This is a genomic window from Paenibacillus sp. BIHB 4019, from assembly GCF_002741035.1.
Lineage (GTDB): Bacteria > Bacillota > Bacilli > Paenibacillales > Paenibacillaceae > Pristimantibacillus.
The window spans coordinates 5,338,241-5,364,326 of the sequence record NZ_CP016808.1 but is presented as its reverse complement, the minus strand read 5'-3'; the positions used below and the strand labels follow the sequence as shown (position 1 = coordinate 5,364,326).

At 47.0% G+C, this 26,086-nt stretch carries 20 protein-coding genes; 4 read left to right on the top strand and 16 right to left on the bottom strand.

Features of this window, described 5'->3' with window-relative positions; genetic code table 11:
- Positions 1-41: 41 nt before the first annotated feature.
- Positions 42-650 (bottom strand): DUF2087 domain-containing protein, encoded by a 609-nt coding sequence (locus tag BBD42_RS23385; RefSeq protein WP_099520097.1) that lies wholly within the window; start codon positions 648-650, stop codon positions 42-44.
- Between the two features lie 231 nt (positions 651-881).
- Here BBD42_RS23385 and BBD42_RS23380 point away from each other — a divergent pair, with 231 nt between their 5' ends.
- Positions 882-1,655 carry a siderophore biosynthesis protein gene (locus BBD42_RS23380; RefSeq protein ID WP_099520096.1) on the top strand — a complete coding sequence of 258 codons (774 nt, stop codon included), beginning with the start codon at positions 882-884 and terminating at the stop codon, positions 1,653-1,655.
- Here BBD42_RS23380 and BBD42_RS23375 read toward each other — a convergent pair.
- From BBD42_RS23375 to BBD42_RS23310, 14 genes are all read right to left on the bottom strand, one after another.
- On the bottom strand, positions 1,652-2,443 hold the full coding sequence (locus BBD42_RS23375; protein WP_237163202.1) for a uracil-DNA glycosylase family protein: 792 nt from the start codon (positions 2,441-2,443) through the stop codon (positions 1,652-1,654). The two genes, BBD42_RS23380 and BBD42_RS23375, sit on opposite strands and share 4 nt — an antisense overlap.
- A gap of 19 nt (positions 2,444-2,462) precedes the next feature.
- A complete protein-coding gene (locus BBD42_RS23370; protein ID WP_099520095.1) occupies positions 2,463-5,591 on the bottom strand; it encodes a hybrid sensor histidine kinase/response regulator in 3,129 nt (1,042 codons plus the stop codon).
- Positions 5,592-5,685: 94 nt separating this feature from the next.
- Positions 5,686-6,246, bottom strand: a complete 561-nt coding sequence (locus BBD42_RS23365; RefSeq protein ID WP_099520094.1) for a GNAT family N-acetyltransferase — start codon at positions 6,244-6,246, stop codon at positions 5,686-5,688.
- Between the two features lie 333 nt (positions 6,247-6,579).
- Positions 6,580-7,548: an ETX/MTX2 family pore-forming toxin gene (locus BBD42_RS23360; RefSeq protein WP_172455598.1), complete on the bottom strand. Its 969-nt coding sequence runs from the start codon at positions 7,546-7,548 to the stop codon at positions 6,580-6,582.
- A gap of 254 nt (positions 7,549-7,802) precedes the next feature.
- Entirely contained in the window at positions 7,803-8,492 is a 690-nt protein-coding gene (locus BBD42_RS23355) for a response regulator transcription factor (RefSeq protein WP_099520092.1), read from the bottom strand.
- 100 nt (positions 8,493-8,592) lie between these two features.
- Positions 8,593-9,039 carry a nucleoside deaminase gene (locus BBD42_RS23350; protein WP_348272574.1) on the bottom strand — a complete coding sequence of 149 codons (447 nt, stop codon included), beginning with the start codon at positions 9,037-9,039 and terminating at the stop codon, positions 8,593-8,595.
- Positions 9,040-9,123: 84 nt separating this feature from the next.
- Complete coding sequence (locus BBD42_RS23345) at positions 9,124-9,570, bottom strand: GNAT family N-acetyltransferase (protein ID WP_237163201.1); 447 nt, start codon at positions 9,568-9,570, stop codon at positions 9,124-9,126.
- 100 nt (positions 9,571-9,670) lie between these two features.
- Positions 9,671-10,084 carry a GNAT family N-acetyltransferase gene (locus tag BBD42_RS23340; RefSeq protein ID WP_099520090.1) on the bottom strand — a complete coding sequence of 138 codons (414 nt, stop codon included), beginning with the start codon at positions 10,082-10,084 and terminating at the stop codon, positions 9,671-9,673.
- A 139-nt stretch (positions 10,085-10,223) separates the two neighbouring features.
- Positions 10,224-12,170, bottom strand: a complete 1,947-nt coding sequence (locus BBD42_RS23335; protein ID WP_099520089.1) for an AraC family transcriptional regulator — start codon at positions 12,168-12,170, stop codon at positions 10,224-10,226.
- A 129-nt stretch (positions 12,171-12,299) separates the two neighbouring features.
- A complete protein-coding gene (locus BBD42_RS23330) occupies positions 12,300-13,169 on the bottom strand; it encodes an aldo/keto reductase (protein WP_099520088.1) in 870 nt (289 codons plus the stop codon).
- 102 nt (positions 13,170-13,271) lie between these two features.
- Positions 13,272-13,688 carry an RrF2 family transcriptional regulator gene (locus BBD42_RS23325; protein WP_099520087.1) on the bottom strand — a complete coding sequence of 139 codons (417 nt, stop codon included), beginning with the start codon at positions 13,686-13,688 and terminating at the stop codon, positions 13,272-13,274.
- Between the two features lie 166 nt (positions 13,689-13,854).
- Positions 13,855-14,313 (bottom strand): OsmC family protein, encoded by a 459-nt coding sequence (locus BBD42_RS23320; RefSeq protein ID WP_099520086.1) that lies wholly within the window; start codon positions 14,311-14,313, stop codon positions 13,855-13,857.
- A gap of 175 nt (positions 14,314-14,488) precedes the next feature.
- Positions 14,489-16,045 (bottom strand): ABC-F family ATP-binding cassette domain-containing protein, encoded by a 1,557-nt coding sequence (locus BBD42_RS23315; RefSeq protein WP_099520085.1) that lies wholly within the window; start codon positions 16,043-16,045, stop codon positions 14,489-14,491.
- A 154-nt stretch (positions 16,046-16,199) separates the two neighbouring features.
- Positions 16,200-18,182: an AraC family transcriptional regulator gene (locus BBD42_RS23310; protein WP_099520084.1), complete on the bottom strand. Its 1,983-nt coding sequence runs from the start codon at positions 18,180-18,182 to the stop codon at positions 16,200-16,202.
- 258 nt (positions 18,183-18,440) lie between these two features.
- Between BBD42_RS23310 and BBD42_RS23305 the strand changes: the two genes are divergently transcribed.
- Genes BBD42_RS23305 through BBD42_RS23295 form a run of 3 tightly spaced genes read left to right on the top strand, consistent with a single transcriptional unit; the run spans position 18,441 to position 20,350 of the window.
- A complete protein-coding gene (locus BBD42_RS23305) occupies positions 18,441-19,076 on the top strand; it encodes a bifunctional transcriptional activator/DNA repair enzyme AdaA (protein WP_099520083.1) in 636 nt (211 codons plus the stop codon).
- A gap of 19 nt (positions 19,077-19,095) precedes the next feature.
- Positions 19,096-19,644, top strand: coding sequence for a methylated-DNA--[protein]-cysteine S-methyltransferase (locus BBD42_RS23300; protein WP_099520082.1), 549 nt, complete (start codon positions 19,096-19,098; stop codon positions 19,642-19,644).
- Positions 19,637-20,350 (top strand): 2OG-Fe(II) oxygenase, encoded by a 714-nt coding sequence (locus BBD42_RS23295; RefSeq protein ID WP_099520081.1) that lies wholly within the window; start codon positions 19,637-19,639, stop codon positions 20,348-20,350. Before BBD42_RS23300 ends, BBD42_RS23295 begins: the two co-directional genes overlap by 8 nt.
- 74 nt (positions 20,351-20,424) lie before the next feature.
- Here the strand turns inward: BBD42_RS23295 and BBD42_RS32630 are convergent, their stop codons facing one another.
- A complete protein-coding gene (locus BBD42_RS32630) occupies positions 20,425-26,061 on the bottom strand; it encodes a X2-like carbohydrate binding domain-containing protein (RefSeq protein WP_099520080.1) in 5,637 nt (1,878 codons plus the stop codon).
- Positions 26,062-26,086: the final 25 nt, after the last annotated feature.

The window sequence follows — 26,086 nt, the reverse complement described above, 5'->3', positions numbered from 1 at the left end:
TCAGCTTCTACACCTTCTTTAGCTTAAAATGGAGCATATTCTCACGCTAGATTTTCCCATTTCGCCCACATCTCTGGCGGGTTCAATACGTAAATTTCGTTTTCTCTGAACATAAATTGGTGCATGATAAATTCCCTGCGTATGGTGGCGAAGTCATCATGATAACGTTTAATGAATGCATTGATTTCCTTTTCGCTGTATTTGCGCCCTGTTTCTAGTTGAGTCACTAGGTGCTCCAATACGATCAGCTTTTTCTTAAGCTGCGCGGGTACGTGCTTTAATTTATTGTCTAATGTGAAAAAGTTTTTAACGACAGACTGCTGAAGCCGCTTGTTTTTGTCATCCTCCAAAATATCCACACCTCCTATTGCATTTGTGTTTTTGTAAATTAACTCCGCAGCAGCAGTAGCGCTGCTTTTGATGAAGTAGTGATTTAAAGAAAAGAAGATCGTATTTTTATCTCTTCTCTCATTAATCAAGCTTGCTTCACGCAGCTTTGCAGCATGATGGGTTATCGTAGCTGGAGAGACACCTAGCTTTTCTGCTAAAACCTGGCCATTAAGCTCTCCTTCCGATAGCAAAATTAATATTTTGATCCTGGTTGGATCTGCAAGCGCTTTATGGTAAGCGACTACTTTGTCCAATTGCATCTACTTCCACCTCCAGACCAAATGTTAGACGCGTCATATTTAGCTCATATCTAATTTAACAATCATCTAATTAGATATTATTCTAATTAGATTCCCAAAGTCAATAGGCTAGGAAATTTATGTGAATCTTTTAGGCGGCCTGTTTTGCCTTTAGCTCTAATCGTTTACTATTAAGAGTAGTTTCCATTTCATAACCACAAATTAACCAACAGGTCGGAGGTACACTGCCGGATGAACATTCCTGAAGCCTTTATTAAGCCGTTTCCCGCGTATGAGGATGTCTTTTATGACGAAATTGAAAAGCATCGCCAGCACTTTCTTCCCCTTTGCTCGATTCATTTAAAATGCATCGATCCCGAGCTTGATGAGTGGCTGCATATTATATCAGCCAAGGAAATTTATGATGGCTGTGTGGGTGACAGCACACAAAGCTACCATACCCTTTTTACAAAAGAAGATATGCTCGGGTTTGATGTCATCGATGGCAAATACAAATTTGAGGCAGACTGGAATTACTTCACCTTGCATCAGCAGGAGCATTCAGCAGACAATGAAATCGATGAGGATTTGAAGGCTGCCTATTCGCAAAATGATTTGGATTATCATATCCGCAAGCAATTTTACCAAAACAATCAGAAGATTTACCCTTACTCCCGATTTAGCGAAGAATTCACCTCTGCTGAGGAACTGCTAGCGGATTTTAACAAGAAGCAAGCGGATGGGTGGGGACTAAGCTATCCCGAAATTAATGGCATATGGGACGATATCGCATTTATGTCCGATGAAGCCCAAGGATTTATGCAAAAATATAATGAACCGATTGAAGAGCTCCGCAAGTTTGAAAACACCAATCTATTTCATGTTCCCAAAAAAGCAAATGGGGAAGTCTTTGATTACATCGGCTCCTTAACCGGATATTATTTTCAGGCTTATGGCGCAGATAATGTATTTTTGTTCTACGATAAGGAGCTGCGCAAGGCCGTCATTTGTTTTGAATACACCTAAGCCAGCCCGCTTCGTTCAGCAGCAAAAGCGGCGACCTTCGCCTCCATCTGCTCTCTCGCATCAGCGAACTGCTTGTGTCGGTGGCCATTGGCTCCGGAAGGATGGGGAAATCCCCACAAGCAGTGCTTGTCCTCTAGCGTATCCCCCAATTCCTTGCTGCCAACAAGCTCTTTAAGCATCGTTTCCACGGTTTTGCCCAAAGGAATAATAAGCGGCTTATGCAACAGCTTTAGCTCAGCCTTAATAAATTTCAGCGCATAATGATGCAGAAAAGCATTGCCAGCAAGTGGGGGCTTATGCCCCGTGTAGTTTTTCCCAGCTACAAATACCGGATATTTGAGCAGCGAAGTCGTATGCAGGAGCGAATTATTTTCAGCAAACAAAGCCTCGCTGTCTGGAAGGCCAAAATACTCCGGCAGCTTCAGGCTGTCCAGCATTTGCATCAGGTTGCGGCGCATCGCACCGGAAAATCTGGCGGCGATTTTGGCGGCTTTGCACACCTCGTCCGCCGGTTTATTTTGCTCCAAAGCGAGCTTTGCCGTCCGGTAGGCCAGCTCCATCTGGGTCCAGCCGGGCGTGATGCCGACAATTAAAAGGCTCGCCGCGTTGTTCCGGTATTCATTATGAGGGGCGTAGAACATTTCAACCTCCCCTTCACGGTCTATTAGCAAATCCTGAACGAGCAAATCCGCAGGCTCATATCGGGCCTTCAGCGGCAGCGATTTTATAAACGGCTCATAATGCAAATACTCAGTGGATAAAGACAATGGCAAACCTCTCCTCTCCATTCCGCTGTAACCCTCCTGCTTACTTCCTCACCTTAAAAGACACTGTTGTGCCTTGGCCTGATACACTTTGAATAAACAAGCCTTGTCCATACATTTGCTTCAATCGCCGATCCACGTTTAGCAGCCCAATTCCCTGCCGCTCGCTGGAACTTCTATCCAATAGCTTATCCAATACCGCCGCATCCATGCCGACACCATCGTCTGTAATCACGATCTCCATTTGATTGTCGCTCTCTGACACTTGCACTGAAATGCTTCCGCCCGCAGCACGCTTCATAACGCCATGTCTTACCGCATTTTCTACTAACGGCTGGATTGACAGCGGCGGAAGCATGTTTTTCAGACTGGCTTCCACCTGCCAATGCAGCTGCATTTTATTGCCGAAGCGCTGCTGCTCAATATATAAATAGGAACGGACAAAATCTAGCTCCCGCTCCAGCGGAATCAGCTGCTCTGAATTTCTAAAATCAAAGCTCGACCGCAAGTAGTTGCTGAACTCCAAGAGCAGCACATGCATTTTGTCCAAATCAATCACGCTCAGAGCCGCAATCGCATTCAACGAATTAAGTAAAAAATGAGGCTGGATTTGCGCCTGCAGCCAGGCCGCTTCCATACGAAGCCGCTCATTCATCGATCGATTCACATGGATCAAAGCGAGGACGCGCGATTTCAGCTCTAGCGCATTGGACGGCTTCGTCACATAATCGTTCGCTCCCGACAGGAAGCCTGCGGCAATATCCTCCGCCCGATTGCGTGCGGTTAGCTGAAGAATCGGCAGCTCCGAGAGAGCATAACGCTCGCGAATGAGGCGCGTGAGCTCATATCCCGACATATGAGGCATCATTATATCGGTAATAACCAAATCCCACCTTCTCGAATCCAGCAGAGCTAGTGCTTCCTTGCCGCTTGTGAGCGACACAATGTCAAAATCTCGCATGCCAAGCATATTTTCGAGCACCTGCAAATTAACCGTGTCATCATCTACCACTAATATAGCTGGACGATCTTTCGCTTGGGATGGTAGAGGTAGATGCCTATCGCCAGTGTGCTCTATTGATTGCTCCCCTAGATAGGCTGTGCTTGTGACATTGGCCGCGGCAACGAGCATTTCCGCAGACGGAACGGACGGCAGAAGCTTATGATCATGGTCATGTTCGTTACTCGCTTCTGAAGCGGCACCCCTTTCTGCCAGCGGCAGCGTAAAAGTAAACACGGAGCCTTGCCCCGGCTGCGAACGGACCTCAAGCGTTCCGCCATGCAGCTTGACCAAATGCTTGCAAATGCTAAGTCCAAGCCCAATTCCGCCGCCAGGTGCAGCGGCCATGCTCGAATCTCCCTGCTCATACGGTTCAAAAATCGTGCGCTGCGTCTCCTCATCCATTCCCATGCCTGTATCGGCAATGCTGATATACGCCATTCCCCCCTGCTGAACGGCATGAATCGCAATATGTCCTTCGCTCGTAAATTTAATCGCGTTGTGCAGCAGATTAAACAAAATTTGAATGAGACGATTTTCATCCGCAAGGACATGGGGAAATGCATCTGGAATCGTACTCGCGAGGCGAATAGGCTTGCCTTCCACCATATAATGGAGCATGTCGATTACGCCGGCAGCGACGCTCTGTACCTGCTGGCTGCCTCTATTCAGCCGAATACGCTGTTCTTTCAGTTGGGTCAAGTCTATCAGATCATTCAACATAAATGACATCCGGCGGCCGACTGTTAAAATAAGCTCCAATTGCTTCACGCTTTGATCACTGAGCGCCTGCTTGTCTCTATCCAGCACAATTTGCGTCATATTCAGCATGCCGTGCAGCGGATTTCGCAGCTCATGGGACGTGTTTGCCAGAAAATCATCCTTTTGCTTGTCCGCCTGCTGCAGCTCCTCGGCTAACTGCTTCGACTGGGCGAAGGTATGAATGTATTGCTTAAACCAATACGCTACGAAGCCGAGAAAGGAGACGACCAGATCGACAGGGTAGTAGGAGCTTTCTACGCCAATTATATCCTTCGCGACGCTCCAAATGATATTGTTCGACATCGCAGCCACACCGAGCAGCAGCGCAATCGCATCCTTATCGCTTCTCATCGCGGTTCGCAAGGTGATGACCGGATTGACGAGGAAGGGAAGAAAAACATAAATAAAGAGCAAGCCAGCTACCGCTACTACATAAGAGGCTGGCGCAAGCAGCACATATACAGCAAACAACATGCCGAGCGATGTATACCAGCGAAAAATTCGCACATTCCGGTATTCGGTTAATAAGCGCTTCGTAAATTCCAGCATAAATATTGCAGCACCCATATAGGCAACAAACTGGATCTTTAAGCTCCAATCATTGTTCATTGGCAGCCAGACCATCAGCAGCATATCATCCGATACGAGGAGCCAAAGTGCAGAGAAGAACATAGCGCCGGCGAAAAACAGCAACCCCCGCTGCCGCAAGCCAATAAAAAACAAAATAAAAGCATACAGGGTATGCAGTAAATAAATAATAACGACTATTATTTGCAAATGGAGGCTAACTGCCGTTTCCTTGCTTACCGCTTTCTCCGTGCCAAATGAAATGAAGCCAAGAATGCCTCCCGAGCTCGCTGAATCATAGTTCGCGACTTGAATAGCAATATCGATCACTGGCTTGTCGGATATGAAGGACGCTGAATAAGGCACGTTGCGTGCTATGTAGCCTTCCTTCTCTGGTGCTGGCTGTCCTGCTTGAGCCACAAGCTCTCCGTCCACATATACGGCGGAAGCCGACGGAATGTTCTTCAAGCGGATGCCGTACGTTTGGCTTTTAACTGAATCGATGAATATGCGCAGACGATACGTTCCATAGCCATACGCCGAATCCGCCTGCGAAGATAACGCCGTATTCCAGTTTCCAGGCACCTGAATGAACGCCTGCCCTTTGGCTGCTTCCGCATTTTCTGGGCCGCGTATTCGTAATTGATGAGCATAAAATTCCCATTCGCCATCCAGCCTGATGGCCTTCGAGTCTGCCAGGTTATACCCCCGCAAATCCAATTGCCCTTGCACGATAGCAGGATGATCGGGAGGGAGGGTCATATAAATCCAAATTAAACGGATCGATATGAGCAGACAGAGGAACAGGCCGGTGACGAGAATTATTTTTCGTTTAGTTAGCATAATTTCACAGGTATTCGACAGATTTTGCTAAATCCCTTCTCGTTAGCCTGCCTCCATTAGAATTACTTTTGACCTATTAATAAACAGCCGTTGTTCAATGAACTTTTACATCAGGAAGCCGCTTTTCATAAATGCTCCAGCCACTCGCTTCTCCTTTGTAGGTATAGCCGCATTGCTTATAGAAGCGGTTAAGCTTTTCATTGTTTGCGATACAATCCAGCTTCATTCGGTCTTTCCCGGGAAATTGGATACCCCGTTCAACCCAAGCCATTATGTCGCCGCCCAGTCCTTTGCCGGAAAACTGGCGATTAACGACTAACCGATGCAAAAAGACTGCGTTTCCCTTGCCAGCCTCCGCTTCGCCCCAAAGCTTACGATCCCACTCGCTTGGCTCCTGCTGCAAAATTACAGCGCCCGCAAGCTCCACTCCCCCTTCTTTGCGAAATGCAAAAACCTCGCCACGAGCAATCGCTCCCTTAAGGTCATGGCTATCCTCTCCTTGAAGCAGGCCGCCCCACTGAATGGAGCCCATGCTGTTCAGCCAACGAGCCGTTGCCAAAATCAGCTCGCGTACCGCATCCTCGTCCTCGGGACCAGCTTGAACAGCATATATGTCGTCGTTAACGGACGAATTGATTATTTTGATATTTGCCATCATGCACCTCGTTAGCAGAAATTTTTGGATTCATACTTTTATTATTAGGCTAGAATTTAAATATAACATAAGGCATTCGGCGATTAAATTATTTATCCTTATCGCCCGGCATATCGCCTTTCTTCTCCTACTGCTTTTCAAATTCCAGCAATTAAACATAACACCACGACATAGATCAGAGGCATCCACCTCATGTTTTCTTTTTAAAGATAGTTTAACTTATATTCAATCCATGAGCGACCTACTTCCATTCTGAACAAAAATAAAACGATAGCAGGCCAAATGAGCCTGCTATCGTTTTTCTTTATATTATGATGGCATTGAATACATAAGCTATACGATCGTTTTATACTCGGTATTAACGGTAAACGTGTTCACGCCGGTATATTTGCCTGAAGCCGTTTCGGTTGTTTTCCCATTCGGGTACTCCACTTCAAACGTCACCGTATAAGGCACATCGATAACGCCCTGCAATAAAATAGCGGAAACCTCGATAGTTGCACCTGCTGGCATAACGACTGGAACCTGCAGCGAAACCTCCTGGGACTCGTCTTGTGTCTTGGTTTCCGAATAGCTGCGCGAGCCCTCTACGGAAATTTTCACACCCGTATCACCTACGAGCGGCAGCCCTGCTTTAAACTCAAGCGTTTCCGATACCTTCAGCCCTCTCTCCCATTTGAAATTGTACGTTTGGCTTTTGGAAAATTTCAATGTAACTTGCTGCGTTTGCTGGATATTCGAATGGTTGGTCACAAGCTGTTTGGCTGCTACGATTGGTACACTATTGATCACAATTTTGCTGTCCATTTGAAATTCCATTTTCTTGATTGTAATCTTCTTGCGATCGGGTACGAAAACCCATAATTCATTGATCTGACCGTGGCACCATTCCCACGTCACAAGCGAGTCGCCGCTTTTAAATGGGCCGTTGCCAGGAATATTGAGCTTCTGCTCCCAGTCCACATAGCTGTTAATCGCATTGTGCGTTCCGGCAACATTGTCGTCACGCCATACCATGAGACCATTGACGTCCGCTTCTGTAACGGGTGCCTGATAAATCTTTGAGCCCTGCGTGGTGTCCTTTCTTCCAATGCACTTGCCCGTCGCTTTGTTAACGAGCGCATAAGCATTGTCATCTCCAGCGCGCACCTTTCTTTTTTCCCACAATTGATGTTCATTTCCGTACACCTGTGGCAATATCGTTATGCCTTCCCCACTCTCAGCCGCTGTAATAACAAGCAGCTTATTATCTGAGGTCCTCGCTTTTGAGACAATTACCTGATATTCAATTACATCCGCCATAACCTTCATCCACCTTCCGCTCAATTTGATAAAGAATCCTCTTCGTCATCTATTCAACGTTTGCAATCGTGGATGCTCGCAGCTCTTTGACTCCTTATCATTAGCTACATCTTGGAGTAGATCACTTAGAGGATCTAGCTACTACAGAATAATGGCAGAATGTGTCAGGCGTATGGCAAAAAAATAGAAGGGATTAGATTTGGCTCGCTGAATCCGACATTTTGTGACTGGAAGTGCAAAGCAGCAGTCGTTGATTAATTTTCACGATTGGTATAAAACTGGTACCCCGTTCCCCGCAAGGTACGAATTTCTCCTTCTTCTGGAGGCAAATGCAGCAGCGCCTGTCGCAAGCGTTTAATCGCATGATCCACAGCCCGGTCACTCCCATCATAGCCGATTCCCCATACCTGCTCGATCATTTGCTCCCGATTAAAAATTTGATTAGGATGCTCCATTAAAAAATGCAGCAGTGCAAAGTCTTTCGGCGTTATCGATAGGCATACTTCATTCAAATAAACGCTTCTGTCATTTACATTGATTTTCAGACTGCCGTACTGGATCTGATTTCCCGCAATTAATGCATGCGTACCTCTGCGCAATACAGCTTGAATCCGTGCTACTACCTCCTGCGGCTCGAACGGCTTGGTAATGTAATCATCCGCGCCGCTGTTAAGCCCTGTCAGGCGGTCAGCAATCTCCCCTTTAGCTGTGAGCATAATGACCGGACAGACGCTGCGCCGCCGTACTTCCCACAGCACCTCCCAGCCGTCCATTTCCGGCAGCATGACATCAAGCAAAATAAGCGCGGGTTGAAGCACGGCCAGCTTCTCCACCGCCTCTTTCCCTCGGTCAAAAATAATGCTCGCAAAGCCTGCCTTTCGTATATACGCCGCCAAAACGCGGGAAATAGCCGGCTCGTCTTCGACGATCATAATCGTTTGCAAGGTTAGGCCTCCTTGGGGGAGTAGGATTTCTTTTGGCAGCAATGGCACGGTTGGCGTATGGATGAAGTTAGTTTCTCCAATCGAAGCTTACTGGAATGTTTCAGCCCTTAGTGTTGTGCGAAAAATAGGCAGCCAATATACTAAGACTTTCCTCCCGTAATATCCCAGCTGTGATATCAGGCTTATGGTGAGAATTTTCAAATACGATTTGTGAGCAAGGGCTTCCCTGCTCGCCCAATATACTGCACAGCTCCATGTTGCTGGCGCTATAAACCAGCCGTCCCACATTTGTCCAAACCATCGCACCGCTGCACATATAACAAGGCTCACAGCTCGAATATAAGGTGTATTCATGTAAATCCGTAATGTGGGTTTCTTCGCAAAATCGCCGCAGCAGCCCAGCCTCTGCATGGAAAGTTGGGTCGGTTGCCGAATAAATTTGATTTTCATTTGTAAATACAATTTCCCCGTCTTTAACGAGTATGGCTCCAAAAGGTTCGTTTCCGTGTTCAACCGCAAGCTTAGAAAGCTTAATTGCTTCTCTCACAAGGTGAAACGGCTTTCGCCGTCCTCTGGCGGCGCGTTTCATTCCGAGAAATATAGAGAAAGGATGGAAAATTCATATGCTTTCCTATATTTTAAAAAGCTCGTCTTGACTCATATTCATTTCTCCTTTTATGTGGCGTTCCATCACAATATAATCTTTGCCGCTTTTACTGAAGGTGGCGTCCGTTTTTGAAAGCCCGAATTTCTCATAAAACATTGCTTTATCCATTCTTGCATTGCAATATATCCGCTTAACGCCTAGGCGCTCTGTTTCGCTGAGTACGTAATTCAGAAGTTTGCTTCCATAGCCCTTATTTTGATGACGGGACAGAGTAGCAAATTTTCTAAACTGAGCTTGAACGCCATGAATAAAGATGGACACCACTGAGACCAGTTCTTCCTCTTCAAAAAGTCCATAGTGAGTGCCCTCGCCATCCTCTTTAAGCTTTATAAAATCAAAGTCCTTGTCCGGCCACATGACCTGATGACGCAATTGCCAAGCTTGCTCCTTCTCAATGATTCTAATTTCCAAGTTAAATCAAACCTTTCATTGAGCTCAAATACTATCTATTTTAACATATACAGACCATAAAAAAATAAGGAGCCTTCTTGGCCCCCGCATAATGCTTAATTTATATGCCAAGCCTTTTAGTAAGTATGATTTCCAGAGGCTCATCTTCAAGGATTAAGCACCCTGAATCTCGATAACCTAATTTTCTATAAAAATGCTGTGCCTCTTCATTTGCTAGTGTAGAAGTCATAACCAAGTTAAAACCGAGCTTCTTCATTTCATCCTCCCAAAAAAGGACGGCTTTCTTCCCTAATCCTTTACTTCGATAGATATCATCGATCCAAATCATATTCAAAAAAGGCGTGTTGTCCCAAAAATAACTGTGACGCATCCACCCAACGCTACGATATTCTTCATTCTGCAAAATATAGATCTCATTCCCTCTAATCTTCGTTAAGATTAAATTTTCTAAGATGTGATGGTCATGTTTTCTAATATATTCGTAGTGCGAATCAGTGGCAGCAATAATCCTCATTTTAATTACTCCTCTAAGATATTTTTTTACATTATTATACACCTGTTTACTTCCCTAGAGGACATCCGAATAATTGTCTGCTCAAAGAAAAAAGCTCCTGCTCAGACTACGGGCAGAAGCTTTAATACGATATTCTAAATCATTTGTTCTGGGTTGTATTTGTCAGCCAATCAGCCAATTCTTCCGTCTGCATCAATATCGACAGCGGGTCAATAAAATAAGAGCGAATGTTAGGCCAGGCATATAGCCTCCCATTTTTGACTGCTTCCAGCCGTCCCCAGATTGGATCCTCGCGAAGCTCCTCCAATGATTTCTCGGTAGTCAGAATAATATAATCTCCAGCATATTGCTCCAATACTTCCATGGAGATATCCTTGTATTTCTCTTCCTTAACTGCTTCATCATAGGATGGGGGCGATATCCGTCCTAGATTCTCATATATAACTTTTCCGCCACGGCCAAACTCACTGCCATATATAGTTAATGTTTTGTCTGTCTCCTGCATAATACTAAAGGATGCCTCTGCAGGTATAACTGCTTGGACCTTGGCACTCGCAGCCGCGATTCGCGCATTATAATCGGCTATCCATGAAGAAGCCTCCTCGTCCCGTCCAAGCAGATCTCCAAAGAACTTCACTTCCTCCTCAATGGATGTGAATTTCCCGTAGGGAATAGCAATCGTTGGAGCAATTTTACTGTACTTTTTATATTCTTCCTCCTCCGAGGTCATGACGACAATCAAATCAGGATTAAGATCGAGCAGCTTTTCAAACGAAACATCACTGCCGGAAGAACCGACAATCTCAATATTGTCCGTTAAACCGCTGAAATATGGATTATCCATAATGCGTGTCGTAGAGGCGATTGGATTAGCCTTTACGGCTAGAAGACTGCTCAAATATTGAATCGCTACAATGCGTTCGGGCTTTTTGGAAACTTCCACTTCGCCGAAGGCGGTATTTACGATCTTGGTGTCTGTTATTGGCGTCGCTTTCTGAGTTAGTGCCGCAGAATTAGAGCCAGCAGCGGCGGTTTCCGATGAGGACTGCAAATTCGTATTTCCCCCTCCGCAAGCTGTAATCAATAAGGCCATACAGATAAGAAGTGCTGCCATCATATTTTTTCTGGATGTTCGGTACATGTAAGACTCTCCCTTTTCTTTATAGTGATAACAATTATCATTATCACTATAGCATGAGGCGGTGGACTCTGACATGGACAATCCCCACTTTTTATATGGATTAAACCGAACACCCTCCTTATCCGACAGCTTTTTTTTGAAATGGCTGGGAGAAAGGCCAACGTTCTTTTTGAAAATGCGGTTGAAATAAAACACATCCTCATAACCTACACTTTGGGCAATGTCACCAATCGAAGCATCTGTATTTTGGAGCATATGACACGCTTTTTCAATACGAAGCCCTATTAGATAATCAATTGGACTGTGCATCGTCAATTCCTTAAATCTGCGGGCCAAATATTGAGGGTTGTAGCCAAACCTCTTCCCTAGCAGCTCCAGCGTCAATGGCTCATCCACATGCTCACGCATATACTGTGCTGCTTGCTTAACAATCTCTGTAGGAAGGGAGTCTATTCCTAACTGCTGCTTTTGCTGAAGCATTTCCAGAATAAATGGCAAGAAGAGAGTTTTCGCTAAAAATTTTTCTTTCTCCGTCGATTGATTCCATGCAGCCTCCATTCGCTGTAGAAGCTGATAAAGCCCTATAGGCTGCGCGGGAGCAAAAGCAAATATTTGCTGAAACGGCGGGATTCCTCCCTTGTCCAGAAAATGCCTTCGGCGCAGCGGAAACTCGCCACGATAAAGCACCATATAGTATTCCAAATATTCCGCTGCTTCAATATCCAGCCGCATTCCCTTGCAGCCATGCAGACAATGAAAATGTTCAACAGGATGAATGAGTCCATCCATCCGTATCGTCGCTTTGCCTTTATACAGAAATATAAAAGCACTTGCAGGCAAACGGTAACCGATGCTGGACTCTCCCGCACCAAGCGTATGCAGACGGATGTCAGACAGCTCAATATGTACGTAATTCCAAACCTTGTATTCTTCTTGCTGCTTCATCCTATGATAAATACTCCTTCCGTAATCGCTTTATTAACTTGGTTGGCTTAGGCTTGCATATCTGCCCTGAGTATAGCAGTTTCGCCAACTCTTTCAAAGACTGTGCTTATATCCTGTTATTCGACTACATTATTTCATAAAAATCTTCATTAATTTATTATAGATTGGATGAATGATATAACCGGTAGGATTAATCGAATATCTTTTACCTATATTCAGCTGTTTGATCTGTTCCATATCATCACTTGTAAGCTCAAAATCAAATATCTCGCTATTTTCTTTCATTCTTTTAGAGCTCGATGATTTTGGAATGACGATGATGCCTCGTTCCAAGTGCCAACGCAAAATGACCTGCGCCACTGTTTTATGATGCTGATCAGCCATTTTTTTCAATAGCGGGTGCTCCAATAACGCTCTATTCCCTTGCCCTAGCGGCCCCCATGCCTCATGCAAAATCTGATGTTCATGGAGATAATGATGCAGATCATTTTGCGCAAACTCGGGATGCGTCTCGATCTGATTGATCATCGGCGGGATTTTAGCATGCTTCATTAAATGCTCCAGATGCTGAATCTCAAAATTTGCAACGCCAATTACTTTGATACTACCTTCGGAATACAGCTCTTCCATCGCTCGCCACGCTTCCAAATAATTTGGTGCGGCAAAATGGATCAAGTACATGTCCAGGTATTCTACCATCAGCTTCTTGCAAGTTTGTGCAAAAGCTTTCCTGGTCGCCTCAAACCCGAGATCCGTATTCCACACTTTAGAAGTGATAAAAAAATCCTCGCGCGGCAGCCCGCTTTTCTGAATCTCTCTTCCTAAAGCTTGCTCATTGCCGTAAATTTTAGCAGTATCAAAATGCCGATATCCGATTCGAATCGCCTCGCTGATCGCCATTTCAAATTCTCGTTCTTTCGTTATTTTGTATACCCCAAACCCCAATTGCGGAATTTCAACGCCATTGCTCGCTTTTACTGCTCTATTTTCAAAAATCATATTATTGCTCCTTTCGGTTGTGTAAAATTAAAAAAGAAAAATGTAATATATTAAATATTCATTATATCTAGTTATCTCAAAAAAAGAGAAGGCAACCGTCGTTTAGTTCAAAAAGTCGGTTAACCTCACTTCTTTCAAATGATTGTGCATAGACACCTCAACGGTTTGTAGACTGGAGGCTATCTTTTGTTTGACTGCGTCGACATCTTTTCCTTGCAGTGTGGTATCGGTATGGAGCTTGAATAGCGCTTTGCCAGGCTCGACTGCCAGAAAAACATCCAATAACGTAATTTCTGCTAGCGGCCTTGCCAGCAGTATGCCTCCCTTCGCTCCTTCTTTAGCAAGCGTAAGCCTAGCATTGTTCAAATTTCTGATAACCTTAACCGTTGTCGGAACCGGAATATTTAATTGCTCTGAAATCACTTTGGTGGACAAAAAATTAGAGCAATTCTCCTCCGCAATGGTGTGAATATAGAGCAATATCGCAATTCCTTGCGATAGAGCTGTTGAGTATGACATTTTTTACTCATCCTAACTATTCGGAAATCTCATTATACTATATATCATTTATATTTAGTTTTCAATAAAACTTTTTAAGCAATTGAAGTTAAAGATGCGGAAGCAGCGGGCTTTCGAGAAAATATCCTTACACAGCCCAAGCTTGGGCTGTCTAATATTCAGCCTCTTACACCGCATTAATCCCTGTTATTACAATAGTAGGCAATGTCTCTATAGAGACATTGCCTGCAACAGCTCTGGAGATCATACAGGACTCTTCTGCCCGATGTGCCAGACGCTCGGCTTTCGCCCGCTCAGCCTCTGATGCATCCGCTTTGAGCACAATTCGCGGTTTGTGTATGATCCGTTCGTACGTAAACACATTATTCGTTACATCTACAATCGCTTCAGACTCCAGAGTCAGCTCCTGCGGTGTAAGATCCGAACGCTCAAGCATTGCTGCTAAGGTAATCAGATAACAGGTCGCTGCTGCCCCCAGAAGCATTTCGTCAGGGTTGGTGCCTGTTCCTGGCCCTCCCATCTCTTGCGGAATGGAAATAATCGTTTTTAATCCGCCGGCATCGATATGTCCTTCACTGTTACGCCCGCCATTCCATACCGCTTTCAGATAAAAAGGGTGTTTCATCTCGCTCATTCCTTTCGCTATCTTCGATTCAAGCTAGGATACATTGTATAGATTGTTATTTACATTCCATCCTATCATAACGCTCACTGAGGTATAATTTCAAAACAGCGAAAAAAAGGCCGCCTCTATGAAGGCAGCCCTGTATTCCTGTTTTTCTGTTTTTCTGTTTTACCATCTAAAACACTTTTGTCGTCCAATTTTCGCAGTTCCACGTGTCCGTCACGATATCGCGATAAAATTCAGGTTCATGGGAAATTAGCAAAATGCTTCCCTTATACGCTTTAAGCGCACGCTGCAGCTCATCTTTGGCATCCACGTCGAGATGGTTCGTAGGCTCGTCGAGCACGAGCAGATTCGTCTCGTGGTTGATCAGCTTGCACAAGCGGACTTTGGCTTTCTCTCCGCCGCTTAGCACCACGATTTTGCTCTCAATGTGCTTCGTTGTCAGACCGCATTTGGCAAGAGCCGCGCGAATTTCAAACTGCGTAAAGGATGGGAACTCGCTCCAAACCTCTTCAATACAGGTGTTGTTGTTCGTTTCCTTCATTTCCTGCTCGAAATAGCCGATTTCCAGCAGATCCCCTAGCCTTGCCGAACCTGAAATAGCCGGTATTTGGCCAAGAATGCTGCGCAGCAGTGTTGTTTTACCGATCCCGTTTGAACCGACCAACGCTATTTTTTGTCCTCGCTCCATGCTTAAATTCAAAGGCTTCGACAGTGGCGAATCGTAGCCGATGACGAGATCCTTCGTTTCAAAAATCACCTTGCCAGAAGTGCGCGCCGGCTTGAAGTTGAACTGCGGCTTCGGTTTTTCCCTGGCGAGCTCGATAACATCCATCTTATCCAGCTTCTTCTGGCGGGACATCGCCATATTGCGCGTAGCCACGCTGGCTTTGTTGCGTGCAACGAAGTCCTTCAATTCCGAAATTTCCTGCTGCTGCCGTTTAAAGGCGGATTCAAGCTGTTGCTTTTTCGCCTCGTACACCTGCTGGAAATACTCATAATCCCCCACATAGCGCGACAGCGACTGATTTTCCATATGGTAGATCAGGTTGATGACGCTGTTCAAGAACGGAATATCATGCGAGATTAAAATAAAGGCATTTTCGTATTCCTGTAAATATCGGGTAAGCCATACGATATGCTGCTCATCGAGATAGTTCGTAGGCTCGTCAAGCAGAAGGATATCCGGTTTCTCTAGCAGCAATTTAGCGAGCAGTACCTTGGTACGCTGACCTCCGCTGAGATCATGAACATCCTTGTCCAAACCGATGTCTGTCAGTCCGAGCCCGCGAGCCGTTTCATCGATTTTGGCGTCGATCATATAAAAATCCTGATTCGTTAGCGTGTCCTGAATCGTTCCGACATCCTCCAGCAGCTGCTCCAGCTCCTCCGGAGAGACATCACCCATTCTGCCGTACATGTCGTTCATTTCCTGCTCCATATCGAACAGATATTGGAACGCACCACGCAGAACATCGCGCATCGACTGTCCCTTTGTCAGCACTGCGTGCTGATCCAGATAGCCCGTCCGCACGCGTCTTGCCCACTCAACTTTACCATCGTCCGGCTGAAGCTTGCCTGTGATAATGTTCATAAAGGTAGACTTACCTTCACCGTTGGCCCCTATTAGACCGATATGCTCGCCCTTTAAAAGGCGGAATGATACATCGCTGAAAATCGCCCGATCTCCGAAACCGTGACTCAGCCGCTCTACATTTAATATGCTCATGAATAACACCTATTCCTTTATTAAAGTATTCTCGTCAAATTATAAAGGTTATAGCGCCACAACTCCATACTGATTTTAAAAATAATATAGGAGCTGGAATAAAAAAACCAGAACCGCACACCCACGGTTCTGGCTTCTACCCGTCAAACACCCATTATTCCCCAATAAAACTCTCCACAACAAACTCCAGCTGTGCGTCCAAAGACACAGGGTCGCTGAACATAAAGCCTCTTCCTTCTTCGCGGAAAACGCGATTGTTTTTGACTGCGTCCAGCTGTTCCCACAGGCTGCCTTCAAAAACAACCTCTGGATTGTCCTTGCCAGTCCACTCGTTAATAAAAATATAATCTCCTGCATATTCGGGCAGCAGCTCCAGAGACAGCTTCGCCCAGCCTGTACCGCTGTCGATCGCTTCCTTCTGAATAATAGGCGGCGCCTTCAACTCGAATTCGCCATAAATAATCTCGCCGCCTCTTCCCAGCTTATTGCCGTAAGCATAAAACTCTTTAGCGCTGCCAGAGTCAAAGATAGCAACGGTTTTGTCACCCACAGCCGCTTGCACCTTCGGTTTGTAATCGGCTATCTTTTTATCCCAAGCCGTAATCCAGGCATTAGCCTGATCCTCACGGCCCGTCATTTTGCCGAATTCTAGCAGCTGCTCCCTTACAGGCACGCCATAATCGACAACTACCGTCGGAGCAATCTGGTTCAGCTGCTCGAGCACAGCCGGGTCATTCCATACGATAATGAGGTCCGGCTGCAGCTCCAAAATCTTTTCATACGCGATCCCGTCGCCTATACTTTCGACCCCATCCAGCTTTCCTTCCGTATAGCTGTTGAAAGCTTCTTCCCCCGCGCCCACCGGCTTAATGCCAAGTGCCAGCAAATGGCCAACAAAGGCGCCCGCTATGATAACGATACGCTGCGGATTTTTGGGGATTTTAACATCGCCATTCACTGCCGAATAAGTCACCATTTCCGCTGCGCTCGCTGCACCACCGTTTGATGCTGAGGCCTGCACTTGAGCGTTTCCATCTGCCGCGGCTGCTGGTGCAGGTGACGCAACTGATCCATTATTGGAGCTGCCTGCTCCTGAGCAAGCGCTAAGCAACAGCGTAAGACATAAAAGCAAAGTGACCCCCATAGCTGGTTTGTTTCTGTACATCGATAAATCTCCCTCTCTTTTATATCGATAATGGTTCTCATATCCACTACCAATATAACGTTGCAGCCTGCTCGGGAAAAGGGACGATCCAACCCTAATGATAGGATAATCGAACCCCGCTTTCTTTGCTTTATGCTGATCCTGAAATTGCTTAGGAGTCATTCCGGTAAATTTTTTGAAAATCCTTGTGAAATACGATACATCGTCATAACCGACACTGGCAGAAGCCTCTTGCACGGTCATATCTGTTTTGCGCAAGTATTCCATGGCTTTGCTAACACGCTCTCTTATTACATAATCAATTATGCTTATGCCTGTTTCCTGTCTAAATTGTCTGGATACATAGGGGACGCTGTAGTGAAAAATCTGCGCGATCGATTCCCTGGTTAATGGCTCCCTGTAATGCTCCTGAATATAACGAATGGCCTGGGCTGAGAGATTAGGTCTTTTCATGCCAATTTGCTGATGCTCCAGCTGCCATAGCAGCTCATAAACAAATTGATAAAATAACGTTTTAACATGAAATTTTTCTAACGTGCGCGAGTTCTGCCATTCTTTCAGCATATTATCCACCTTGTCAAATAAAACAGCAGAACGCAGTGGAGCCACACTATATTGCAGTTGAAAAGGATTATACCGCTCCATGAGATGCAAGATTTCCCCCCTGCCAGTCGATGGAATCGTTGCTCTATAGAAGATCAAATAATATTCAAACTCCGCTTCCGTTGGAAAAATATCCAGACAGGTTCCTTTTCCACCGTGCCATAGTTGGAACCGCTTCGCGGAATGCTCGATCCCGTCCAGCAGCACCAGAGCCTCGCCGCGAATGGCATATAGGAAGACACTTGACGGAAAGAGGTACGACCGCAATTCCTCGCCATGCTTCATGCTGAAGTGCCTTACGTCCATAACCTTGATAGCAGCAGCATTCCATAGCTGGATATGCTCTTCCGCATTGAGCGTGACAGTCAAGTGATAAGCCCCTTTTTATGTAGAATCATAAGTCGAATTTATCATTACTGAGAATTATTATCAATATTGAAAATTATAATTCATTTGTCTGCAAACCTCAATGGATTTGGCTTGGTGCAAACGAAACCACCCCCCTATTGCCTCATATGACAGCAATGGGCCAACCAGACCTTGTCATTTCGTTATCTTGCTATTCCATTCCAGATTGCACACAAATACCCCCATTCACGGTTATACTAGCGTTAGAGGTGAATGAACATGTCCGATGAATGGAGAGCGAATTCAGAACAGACTTCTGACAGCCTGCGCAATAAGGATGAGCCAGTCCTTCCTGCACCTGTGTCTGATGAACAATGGCGAGCTATCGTAGGCAATGACCCTTCATATGACGGTCAATTTTATTATGCTGTCAAAACGACGGGCATCTTTTGCCGGCCATCCTGCAAATCCAGACCGCCCCATCGAGAGAATATCGGATTTTTCCGAACCGCTGAACAAGCGCTGGCTGCCCAATTTCGTCCCTGCAAACGCTGCAAACCGACTGGGCAACGATTGCCTGATGAAGAATGGATCGCGATGGTGACCGAATATATCGATCGAAACTACAAAGAAAAGCTAACGCTGGCTGCGCTTGCATCCATTTGTCATGGTACGCCGTATCATTTGCACCGAACCTTCAAAAAAGTAACGCGCAAAACACCTGTCGACTATATCCAGCAAATAAGAATCGAAAAGGCTAAGGCGATGCTTCTATCTTCTCCTATATCCATTGCAGAAGCTGGCGAATGTGTCGGCTTGTCCAATACGCCCTATTTTATTACCCTGTTCAAGCAGAAAACTGGATATACGCCCGAAAGCTATCGACAGCAGCATAGCAAAGATGACTTAACATAAATAAAGGAGATCATTCAAAATGACGAATTCAATTAATAGGACCATATACTGGTCGCTGTTTAGTTATGAAGATTGGAATATGCACGTCGCTGCAACCGACGAAGGGCTTTGCTTCGTCGGTTCACAAAACCAGCCATTTGAAGAGTTGGCGAAATGGGCTGCATCGCGTTTTTCACATAGCCCTTTGATCCATAATGATGAAAAGCTGCTTCCGTATAAGGCTGAACTAGTCCAATATTTGCAAGGAACGCTTGAAAACTTTACAGTTCCTGCCGTATTTCAAGGAACGCCTTTTCAAGAGGCCGTATGGCAGGCTCTTTGCAGCATTCCATATGGGCATATCTGGTCCTATTCAGATATTGCCAACCATATTCAAAAGCCTGCAGCGGTTCGAGCAGTTGGTGCAGCCATTGGCGCAAATCCATTGCTCATAACCGTTCCGTGCCACCGCGTAATCGGCAAAAATGGGACACTTACCGGCTATCGGGGCGGATTAGATATGAAAACAAAGCTGCTGCAGCTGGAGAGTATCCGCACCAGTGCAAAAGGGAACCTACAACATGTCTAATGAGATGGCATCATTCATCCGCCAATTAGACTGGGAAGCACTGCAGCAATCGCTTGATGAGTATGGTTATGCCAAGCTCCCACGTTTGCTAAGCCCCGCAGCCTGCATGAGCTTCATCAGCAGCTATGAGGATGAAGCACTGTACCGTAAAACAATCGACATGGCACGATACCGATTCGGGATGGGTGAATACAAATATTTTGCTGACCCACTCCCCAATCAGCTTCGGCAGCTGCGTGAAGAGCTGTATCCTGAACTAGCTAAAGCTGCTAATCGTTGGTCAGAGCAATTAAACAAAACTGCTGCATATCCTGCTTCGCTCGAAGAATTTCTTGAGCAATGCCATCAAGCAGGACAACTCCGTCCTACACCATTGATTTTGAAATACGAGACAAACGGATATAACTGCTTGCATCAAGATTTATATGGAGATAGGTTTTTCCCTTTCCAGGTTGTATTTGCTTTGGGGCAGCGGAATAAAGATTATACTGGTGGTGAATTTCTACTTGTAGAGCAGCGTCCACGCGCACAAAGCAGGGGACATGTCCTGACATTAGAGCAAGGTGAGGGACTGATTTTCCCAACTCAGCATCGTCCTGTTTCAGGAATGCGTGGCTATTATCGTATTACGCTTCGCCACGGTGTCGGCACGATTACTTCGGGAACCAGATATAGTCTGGGAATCATATTCCATGACGCTAAATAACGACAATCACTCTCCCTCCATTCCCAGACAAAACGATAAAACGGGTCCCCTGACATCAGGAGGACCCGTTTCCACTATTCTAGCGATGCTGCAGCAATAGCTCCGAATGCCCAATGAGAAGCTGGAACATCCTTCCATAATAATTGTGCCGAAGCGTTCGCATTTGGCCTACCCAGCACCTTGTTGATAATGGTGGCTGCTTCCGCGCGTGTCAGCGCCTGATTCGGCTTGAACGTGCCGTCGTTGTAGCCGTTAATAAAGCCGTAGGACTGAACCTTCATAATATCGCTTTGCGCCCAATGCCCCGCTATATCGCTAAAACCTTTGCTGGATTGCGAGTCCGAATCGCTTACAAGCAATTGCGACATAAGCCGTGCCATCTCCGCACGCGTAACCGATTGGCCAGCTCTAAATTCCCCATTGCCATATCCCTTCATTAAACCCATCTGGGTCATGTCGGTTATATATTCCTTAGCCCAATACCCTGCAGCTACATCCGTATAATTTATATTCGCCGTATCCGCCTTATGGCGCGTCAGTATACGGGACAGGATGGCGGCCATCTCCGCCCTTGTAATCCGATTGTCCGGCTTGAACGTGTCATCCTCGTATCCTTTCATATAAGCGATGCCTAGACTAGACTGGTCCAGCCCCGATATATGAAGCAGCGTGAACAAGCTGAATTTTGTTACGGTAAATGCAAGCCCTTTGTCGCCCTGATCGTTGTAGGGTACGACAGTCCCCCTGAGCAGTTCCTTCGTTCCGTCGCTATGCTCGATATACACGGCTAGATTTTGCCACTCTGCTTCATCAAGCTTACTGCCCTTTAACGGTAAAATAATCGTAACTTCCGCATTTTGCAAATTGGTTTCAATGTTCATCGGACGACCAACAACCGTCGCCTCACCATCACCCATGACAATGCTGACGGCTGCTTGGCGATTCGCCTGACCAGCAAGCTCCTGCTGCTTGCCTGCGTCCTTCATTGGAGCCAGCTTAAAATACAGTTCATCCTGCAAGCCCGATAATGGGCCGCTGCTGACCGTAATAATAGCATTTGCAGTAGTTAACTGCAGCCCAACCTCTGCTGTCGTCAAGCTTTTGACCGCATCCTTGGGAAGCTTGAACGCTGTTTCACCAACTTCATCCAGCGTGTCTGGAATGTTAATGTTCACAGCCTTCGCGCCTGATGCCGCTGCGCTTGCCGCCGCTTTGCTGGCCTCCTCGGCCGTCAGCACAAGCTCATCTTGCTTGCTGCCGCCCACCTGCTTCGTTCTGTTTATGACCTTTTTGATTCCATTCCCTACGTCCACTGTAATCAGCTCCGAGGATGCGTTTCCCCCCGATGGGGGAGGAGCATTGGTTGCCCCTCCCCCTCCGTTTTGCACCTGTGTTGGTGCGGGTGTCGGCGTCGCTGTAGGTGACATTGGCGTTGCTGCGGACTCCGTTGGTGTTGCAGAAGGCTCCGACGATGGTATTGTTGATGGCGTTGCCGATGCTGTAGGCTCCATCGACGGTGCTGTTGACGGCGCGCCAGTTGGCGTTGCCGATGGCTGCGATGGCTGCGGCTGACCACTAACAGCAAACTTAACACCGTCCAGCAGCATGTAATCCCCTGATTTTTTCACCGCTTTAATCGTATGAACGGTGTCAGCCAAGCCGGCCACGGCGTAAATCTCCTGCTGCGTCAATCGGCTTGCGTTGACGGCGCTAACCGTTTGTTGGAAGATGTTATCGATGTAAATATCAATATCTCCCTGTACAGATGATTTTGGCGCAATCAGGGCAACACCTGTGCCCGTAAACGAAAATTCAGCATAATCCCCATTGGTCATCGTACCGTGCAAATCGTTGTAATAATCGCCACGATAAGAGATCGCTAGGCTCACAGCTCCATCAGGCTGCGATGCCAAATACTCCTTCTTGATCGTAATGTCACTACCCGACACGGTATAGTCCACACCAGCGGCGAGCATTGCATTGCCATTTTTCACACCCAGCAGATTGCTTCCATCGACTTGAAGCGTTGTTGTTATATCCGACTGCGCGGTTTTGTCGAAGCTGCCTGTGTCGGGGGTAACCATATCGGCCATTCGGAATTTCAATTGGTCAAGCAGCATGTAGTAGCCCGATTTTTTGACCGCTTTGAGCGTATGCTCGCCCAGTGTCAGGCCTTCAGCGACAAATACGGTCTGATTCACTTGGCGGCTAGGATAATACGTGCTGACCGTTTGCTGGAATACGCCATCGATATAGATGTCCATATCGCCTTGGGACGAATCTTTTTCGGTTATGAACGTAATGCCTGTGCCCTCAAACGTATATTCCAAATAATCGCCCGTCGTCTCCGTGTAATGGACGTCATCCTTATAATCGCCAAGTCCTCTGTTGCGACCATGCTGCCAGGCGCCCTTATACGAAATCTCGCTGTCATCGTTGTTGACTGCCACATAGCGGCCTCTGGAGGAATCGCTAATGGCAACGGCCAGCGTTTGCTCAGCACCGCCACTGAAGGACAACGTCAAATTCGTCATGCCATTTGGCATTTGGGAAAGATAGCCCTTGCGAATCGCAAGCTGGTCTCCGGCAAATTGGTAGTCCGTACCCTCTTGCAGCGCTGTCGCGCCATTAACAATTCCAGTTAGCATATTGCCGTTCAAACTAACCGTCGTCGCAATATCTGCCTGAGCCTCCGCTTTATGATCAAAGCTTAGCGTGCTAGGGCTAATCGTACTGTTCTGCCCAGTGGTGTCGGTGATCTCGATGTCCAGCGTCTGCGGAGCCCCCGCGCTAAAATCAAAGCGCAAGTTTGTTGTGCCTAACGGCTGGCTGGCAAGGTACGCTTTGTGAAGAAACACATCGTTGCCGGATACGGTGTAGTCCGTGCCCGCTGTCAGAGCTGCTGCATGGTTGCTGATGCCCAAGAGCGTGTTTCCGTTCAGCGTCAAGGCCACAGCAACGTCGGCCTGGGCGGCAGCTTTTTTGTCAAAGCTCGCCTCAAAAGGGCTAATTGTACTGTTTGCCGCCGCCGAATCGCTGACAGCTACAGCAAGCGTCTGCACAGCCCCTCCTGCGAACGAAAACGTCAAGCTTGTTGTACCAATAGGTTGTGCCGCCATATATTCCTTCTTCACGGTAATGTCATTGCCAGATACGGTGTAATCTGTTCCCTCTGTCAGAGCTGCTGCACCGTTTGAAATGCCGGCGAAGCCGCTGCGAGCTCCTGTCGACGTAAAGACCAAATCTGCCTGCTGACCCGCTGCCTTGTCGAATCCGCCACCCGCTGCGCTTACAAGATCAGGCAGTAGTACCCGCAGCTTATCGAGCAGAAGAAAATAACCTGATTTTTTCACCGCTTTAAGGGTATGCGTACCGTCAGCCAGACCAGTGATGTTAAACACAGGCTTCTGCGCCAATCTTCCAATATGGTACGTACTGATCGTCCGTTGAAATTGATCGTCGATATAAATGTCGATTGCCCCCTGTGACGGGTCAAGCTCCGTAATAAATTCAATTCCTGTGCCTGTGAACGTATACGAAAAATAATCGTTGTCATTCGCTTCGGCATAATGCACATCATCCATATAATCGCCAAGTCCACGATTCCAGCTGCGATTCCAACCGCCAGTGTAGACGATGGATGAATCATCATCATTCAGGGTGATTGATCCGCCAACTGCTGTATCCTGAATGACAAGCGATACCGTCTGTTCCGCTCCCGCACTAAAGGTAAAGGTGAGCGCCTTCGTTCCCGCCTGCTGTGCAGCAAGCCACGCCTTCTTGAGCGTCAGCGTATTGCCGCTTACGGTATAGTCGGTTCCTGCTGCGAGCGTAATGCCATCATGCTTGACGTCTGTCAGCATATTGCCATTGAGCGCCGTTGTGAGCGTTACATCCGTTTGCGCAGACGGCAGCAAATCGAAGCTGACCGTTGACGGGGTCACCCTGCTGTCTCTGATCGTCGTATCGTTGATTGCAACAGACAGCGTCTGCGGCAATCCGCCGCTAAATGCAAAGGAGAGATTCAGCGTACCAACTGCCTTGCTCGCCAAATATTCCTTTTTAATCGTCAACTCGTTCCCGTTCACCACATAATCCGTACCTGCCGTTAACGCTGTGCCGCCCGCCGAAATACTCGCCAGCGTATTGCCATTCAGCGTCAATGTCGTGGCGACATCGGCCTGCTCGGATTGTTTTTTATTGAAGCTGGCAGTTGTTGGAGCGATGGTGCTGCTCTGCGCTGCCGCATTGCCTACATCGATAACGAGGTTTTGCGCGCCGCCGGCAAGCTCCTGCCCTCCATTGCGCGTCCAATCCCCCGTATACTTAAAGCCAGTATCGTCATCGTTAGCGATTGAAGTTCCGCCAAGCGACGTAACCTTCAGCAATCTCGAACCATGCGAAGCCAAATTTGCCGAACTGTAGCCTGAGTTAAATGTACCTAAATCCTGATGCGTCCACAGATCGCGTACCTTGGCTGGCCCTTCCAGTCCGATATCGCTCCAGTCCACGTTTACCGTTGCCGCCGAACTCCCCAGATTGAACAGTCCGACGGTATATGTGCCATCGCCATTGTTCGCATACCATACTTGCTGCTCGGCAGCTGTAGATACGGGATGTCCCGGTCGGCCCGCCTGATTAACAGCGATGACCTCTTCATTGGTCAATAGCTCTAGCCCATAAGCATCGAGGTTGGTCATATCATTGCCAATGTACAATTGTGCGGATGACAGTGCCCAGAACGACATGGCTGTTCTGCGCTCATCCTGCGTCAGGCCATCCATCGAGCCATTTCCAACATTCAAAGAATCGAAGTCATTCCAGCCGCCCGGCCCGGCATGGCGCCAAAATTGCTCGGCTTTCGGGAAGAGACGGGCAATGCTTGACCATACCGTCAAGCCGCCAGTGCCGCAATAACACTCCACATCCCAATCTACGCGCCAGCCGTTGGCGTATTTTTTCCAGTAGTCGATGTATTTGATGTCCAGCGCCCATGAAAGCTCCAGCCAAATATTGTGCGGCTCAAGCGCCTGCGACCATGCTTTGACGTCATCGCGCGCATCAAGCGACAGGTCCGATATGCCAGAACCCGGCGTCACACTGTCGAACTTGAGGAAGTCAATTCCCCATTCGCCATATAAATTGGCAATCGAATCAATATATTTCTGTGCGCACGGCTGATTGAAATCGATTTTGTAGCCGAGACCCCAGTAGTCCGATTCTTGCAGCGGCTGTGCAGCAATATCCTGCATGGAGCAGCCCGGCGCACCATAAATCGGCAAATCCTGATCATACGCCTGCGGCGACATGCCCGGAATACCGTACAGCCCTACCTTTTGCCCGTTATCGTGAATATGGTCGATCACTTCCTGCAAGCCGTTTGGATAAAGGGTCGTACTTGGAATCGGCCGCCCGTAGCCATCCATGTCACCATTCCAGGCCGCATCGATATTAATGTATTCATAACCGTAAGGCTGCAGCTTCTCGTGCATCGCATCGGACTGCGCCTTGATCTGATCAGCGGTAATCCAGTGGCCGTTGTTCGTATACACCTGCATGCTGTAGCTGCTCCAGCCCATATAAGGCTTCTGGGCAAGTCCATTGTCCGCAGCTTTCGCTACGTTTCCGTAAGGCGCTACCAGTCCAAGCTGCATCGTGAGCAGAACGACAACGAGCAGCCAAGGCTGTATTTTTTTCACGAATGGGATCATAATTAAGCTCCTTTTTCAGAAAATA

Excerpts from the sequence above, each read along its gene's own strand:
- BBD42_RS23385 (WP_099520097.1), bottom strand. The coding sequence starts at position 650 with ATGCAATTGGACAAAGTAGTCGCTTACCATAAAGCGCTTGCAGATCCA.
- BBD42_RS23370 (WP_099520095.1), bottom strand. The coding sequence starts at position 5,591 with ATGCTAACTAAACGAAAAATAATTCTCGTCACCGGCCTGTTCCTCTGT.
- BBD42_RS23300 (WP_099520082.1), top strand. The coding sequence starts at position 19,096 with ATGACGAATTCAATTAATAGGACCATATACTGGTCGCTGTTTAGTTAT.
- BBD42_RS23365 (WP_099520094.1), bottom strand. The coding sequence starts at position 6,246 with ATGGCAAATATCAAAATAATCAATTCGTCCGTTAACGACGACATATAT.
- BBD42_RS23305 (WP_099520083.1), top strand. The coding sequence starts at position 18,441 with ATGTCCGATGAATGGAGAGCGAATTCAGAACAGACTTCTGACAGCCTG.
- BBD42_RS23320 (WP_099520086.1), bottom strand. The coding sequence starts at position 14,313 with ATGAAACACCCTTTTTATCTGAAAGCGGTATGGAATGGCGGGCGTAAC.
- BBD42_RS23295 (WP_099520081.1), top strand. The coding sequence starts at position 19,637 with ATGTCTAATGAGATGGCATCATTCATCCGCCAATTAGACTGGGAAGCA.
- BBD42_RS23380 (WP_099520096.1), top strand. The coding sequence starts at position 882 with ATGAACATTCCTGAAGCCTTTATTAAGCCGTTTCCCGCGTATGAGGAT.
- BBD42_RS23360 (WP_172455598.1), bottom strand. The coding sequence starts at position 7,548 with ATGGCGGATGTAATTGAATATCAGGTAATTGTCTCAAAAGCGAGGACC.
- BBD42_RS23335 (WP_099520089.1), bottom strand. The coding sequence starts at position 12,170 with ATGAAGCAGCAAGAAGAATACAAGGTTTGGAATTACGTACATATTGAG.
- BBD42_RS23375 (WP_237163202.1), bottom strand. The coding sequence starts at position 2,443 with ATGGAGAGGAGAGGTTTGCCATTGTCTTTATCCACTGAGTATTTGCAT.
- BBD42_RS23330 (WP_099520088.1), bottom strand. The coding sequence starts at position 13,169 with ATGATTTTTGAAAATAGAGCAGTAAAAGCGAGCAATGGCGTTGAAATT.
- BBD42_RS23315 (WP_099520085.1), bottom strand. The coding sequence starts at position 16,045 with ATGAGCATATTAAATGTAGAGCGGCTGAGTCACGGTTTCGGAGATCGG.
- BBD42_RS23325 (WP_099520087.1), bottom strand. The coding sequence starts at position 13,688 with ATGTCATACTCAACAGCTCTATCGCAAGGAATTGCGATATTGCTCTAT.
- BBD42_RS32630 (WP_099520080.1), bottom strand. The coding sequence starts at position 26,061 with ATGATCCCATTCGTGAAAAAAATACAGCCTTGGCTGCTCGTTGTCGTT.
- BBD42_RS23340 (WP_099520090.1), bottom strand. The coding sequence starts at position 10,084 with ATGAGGATTATTGCTGCCACTGATTCGCACTACGAATATATTAGAAAA.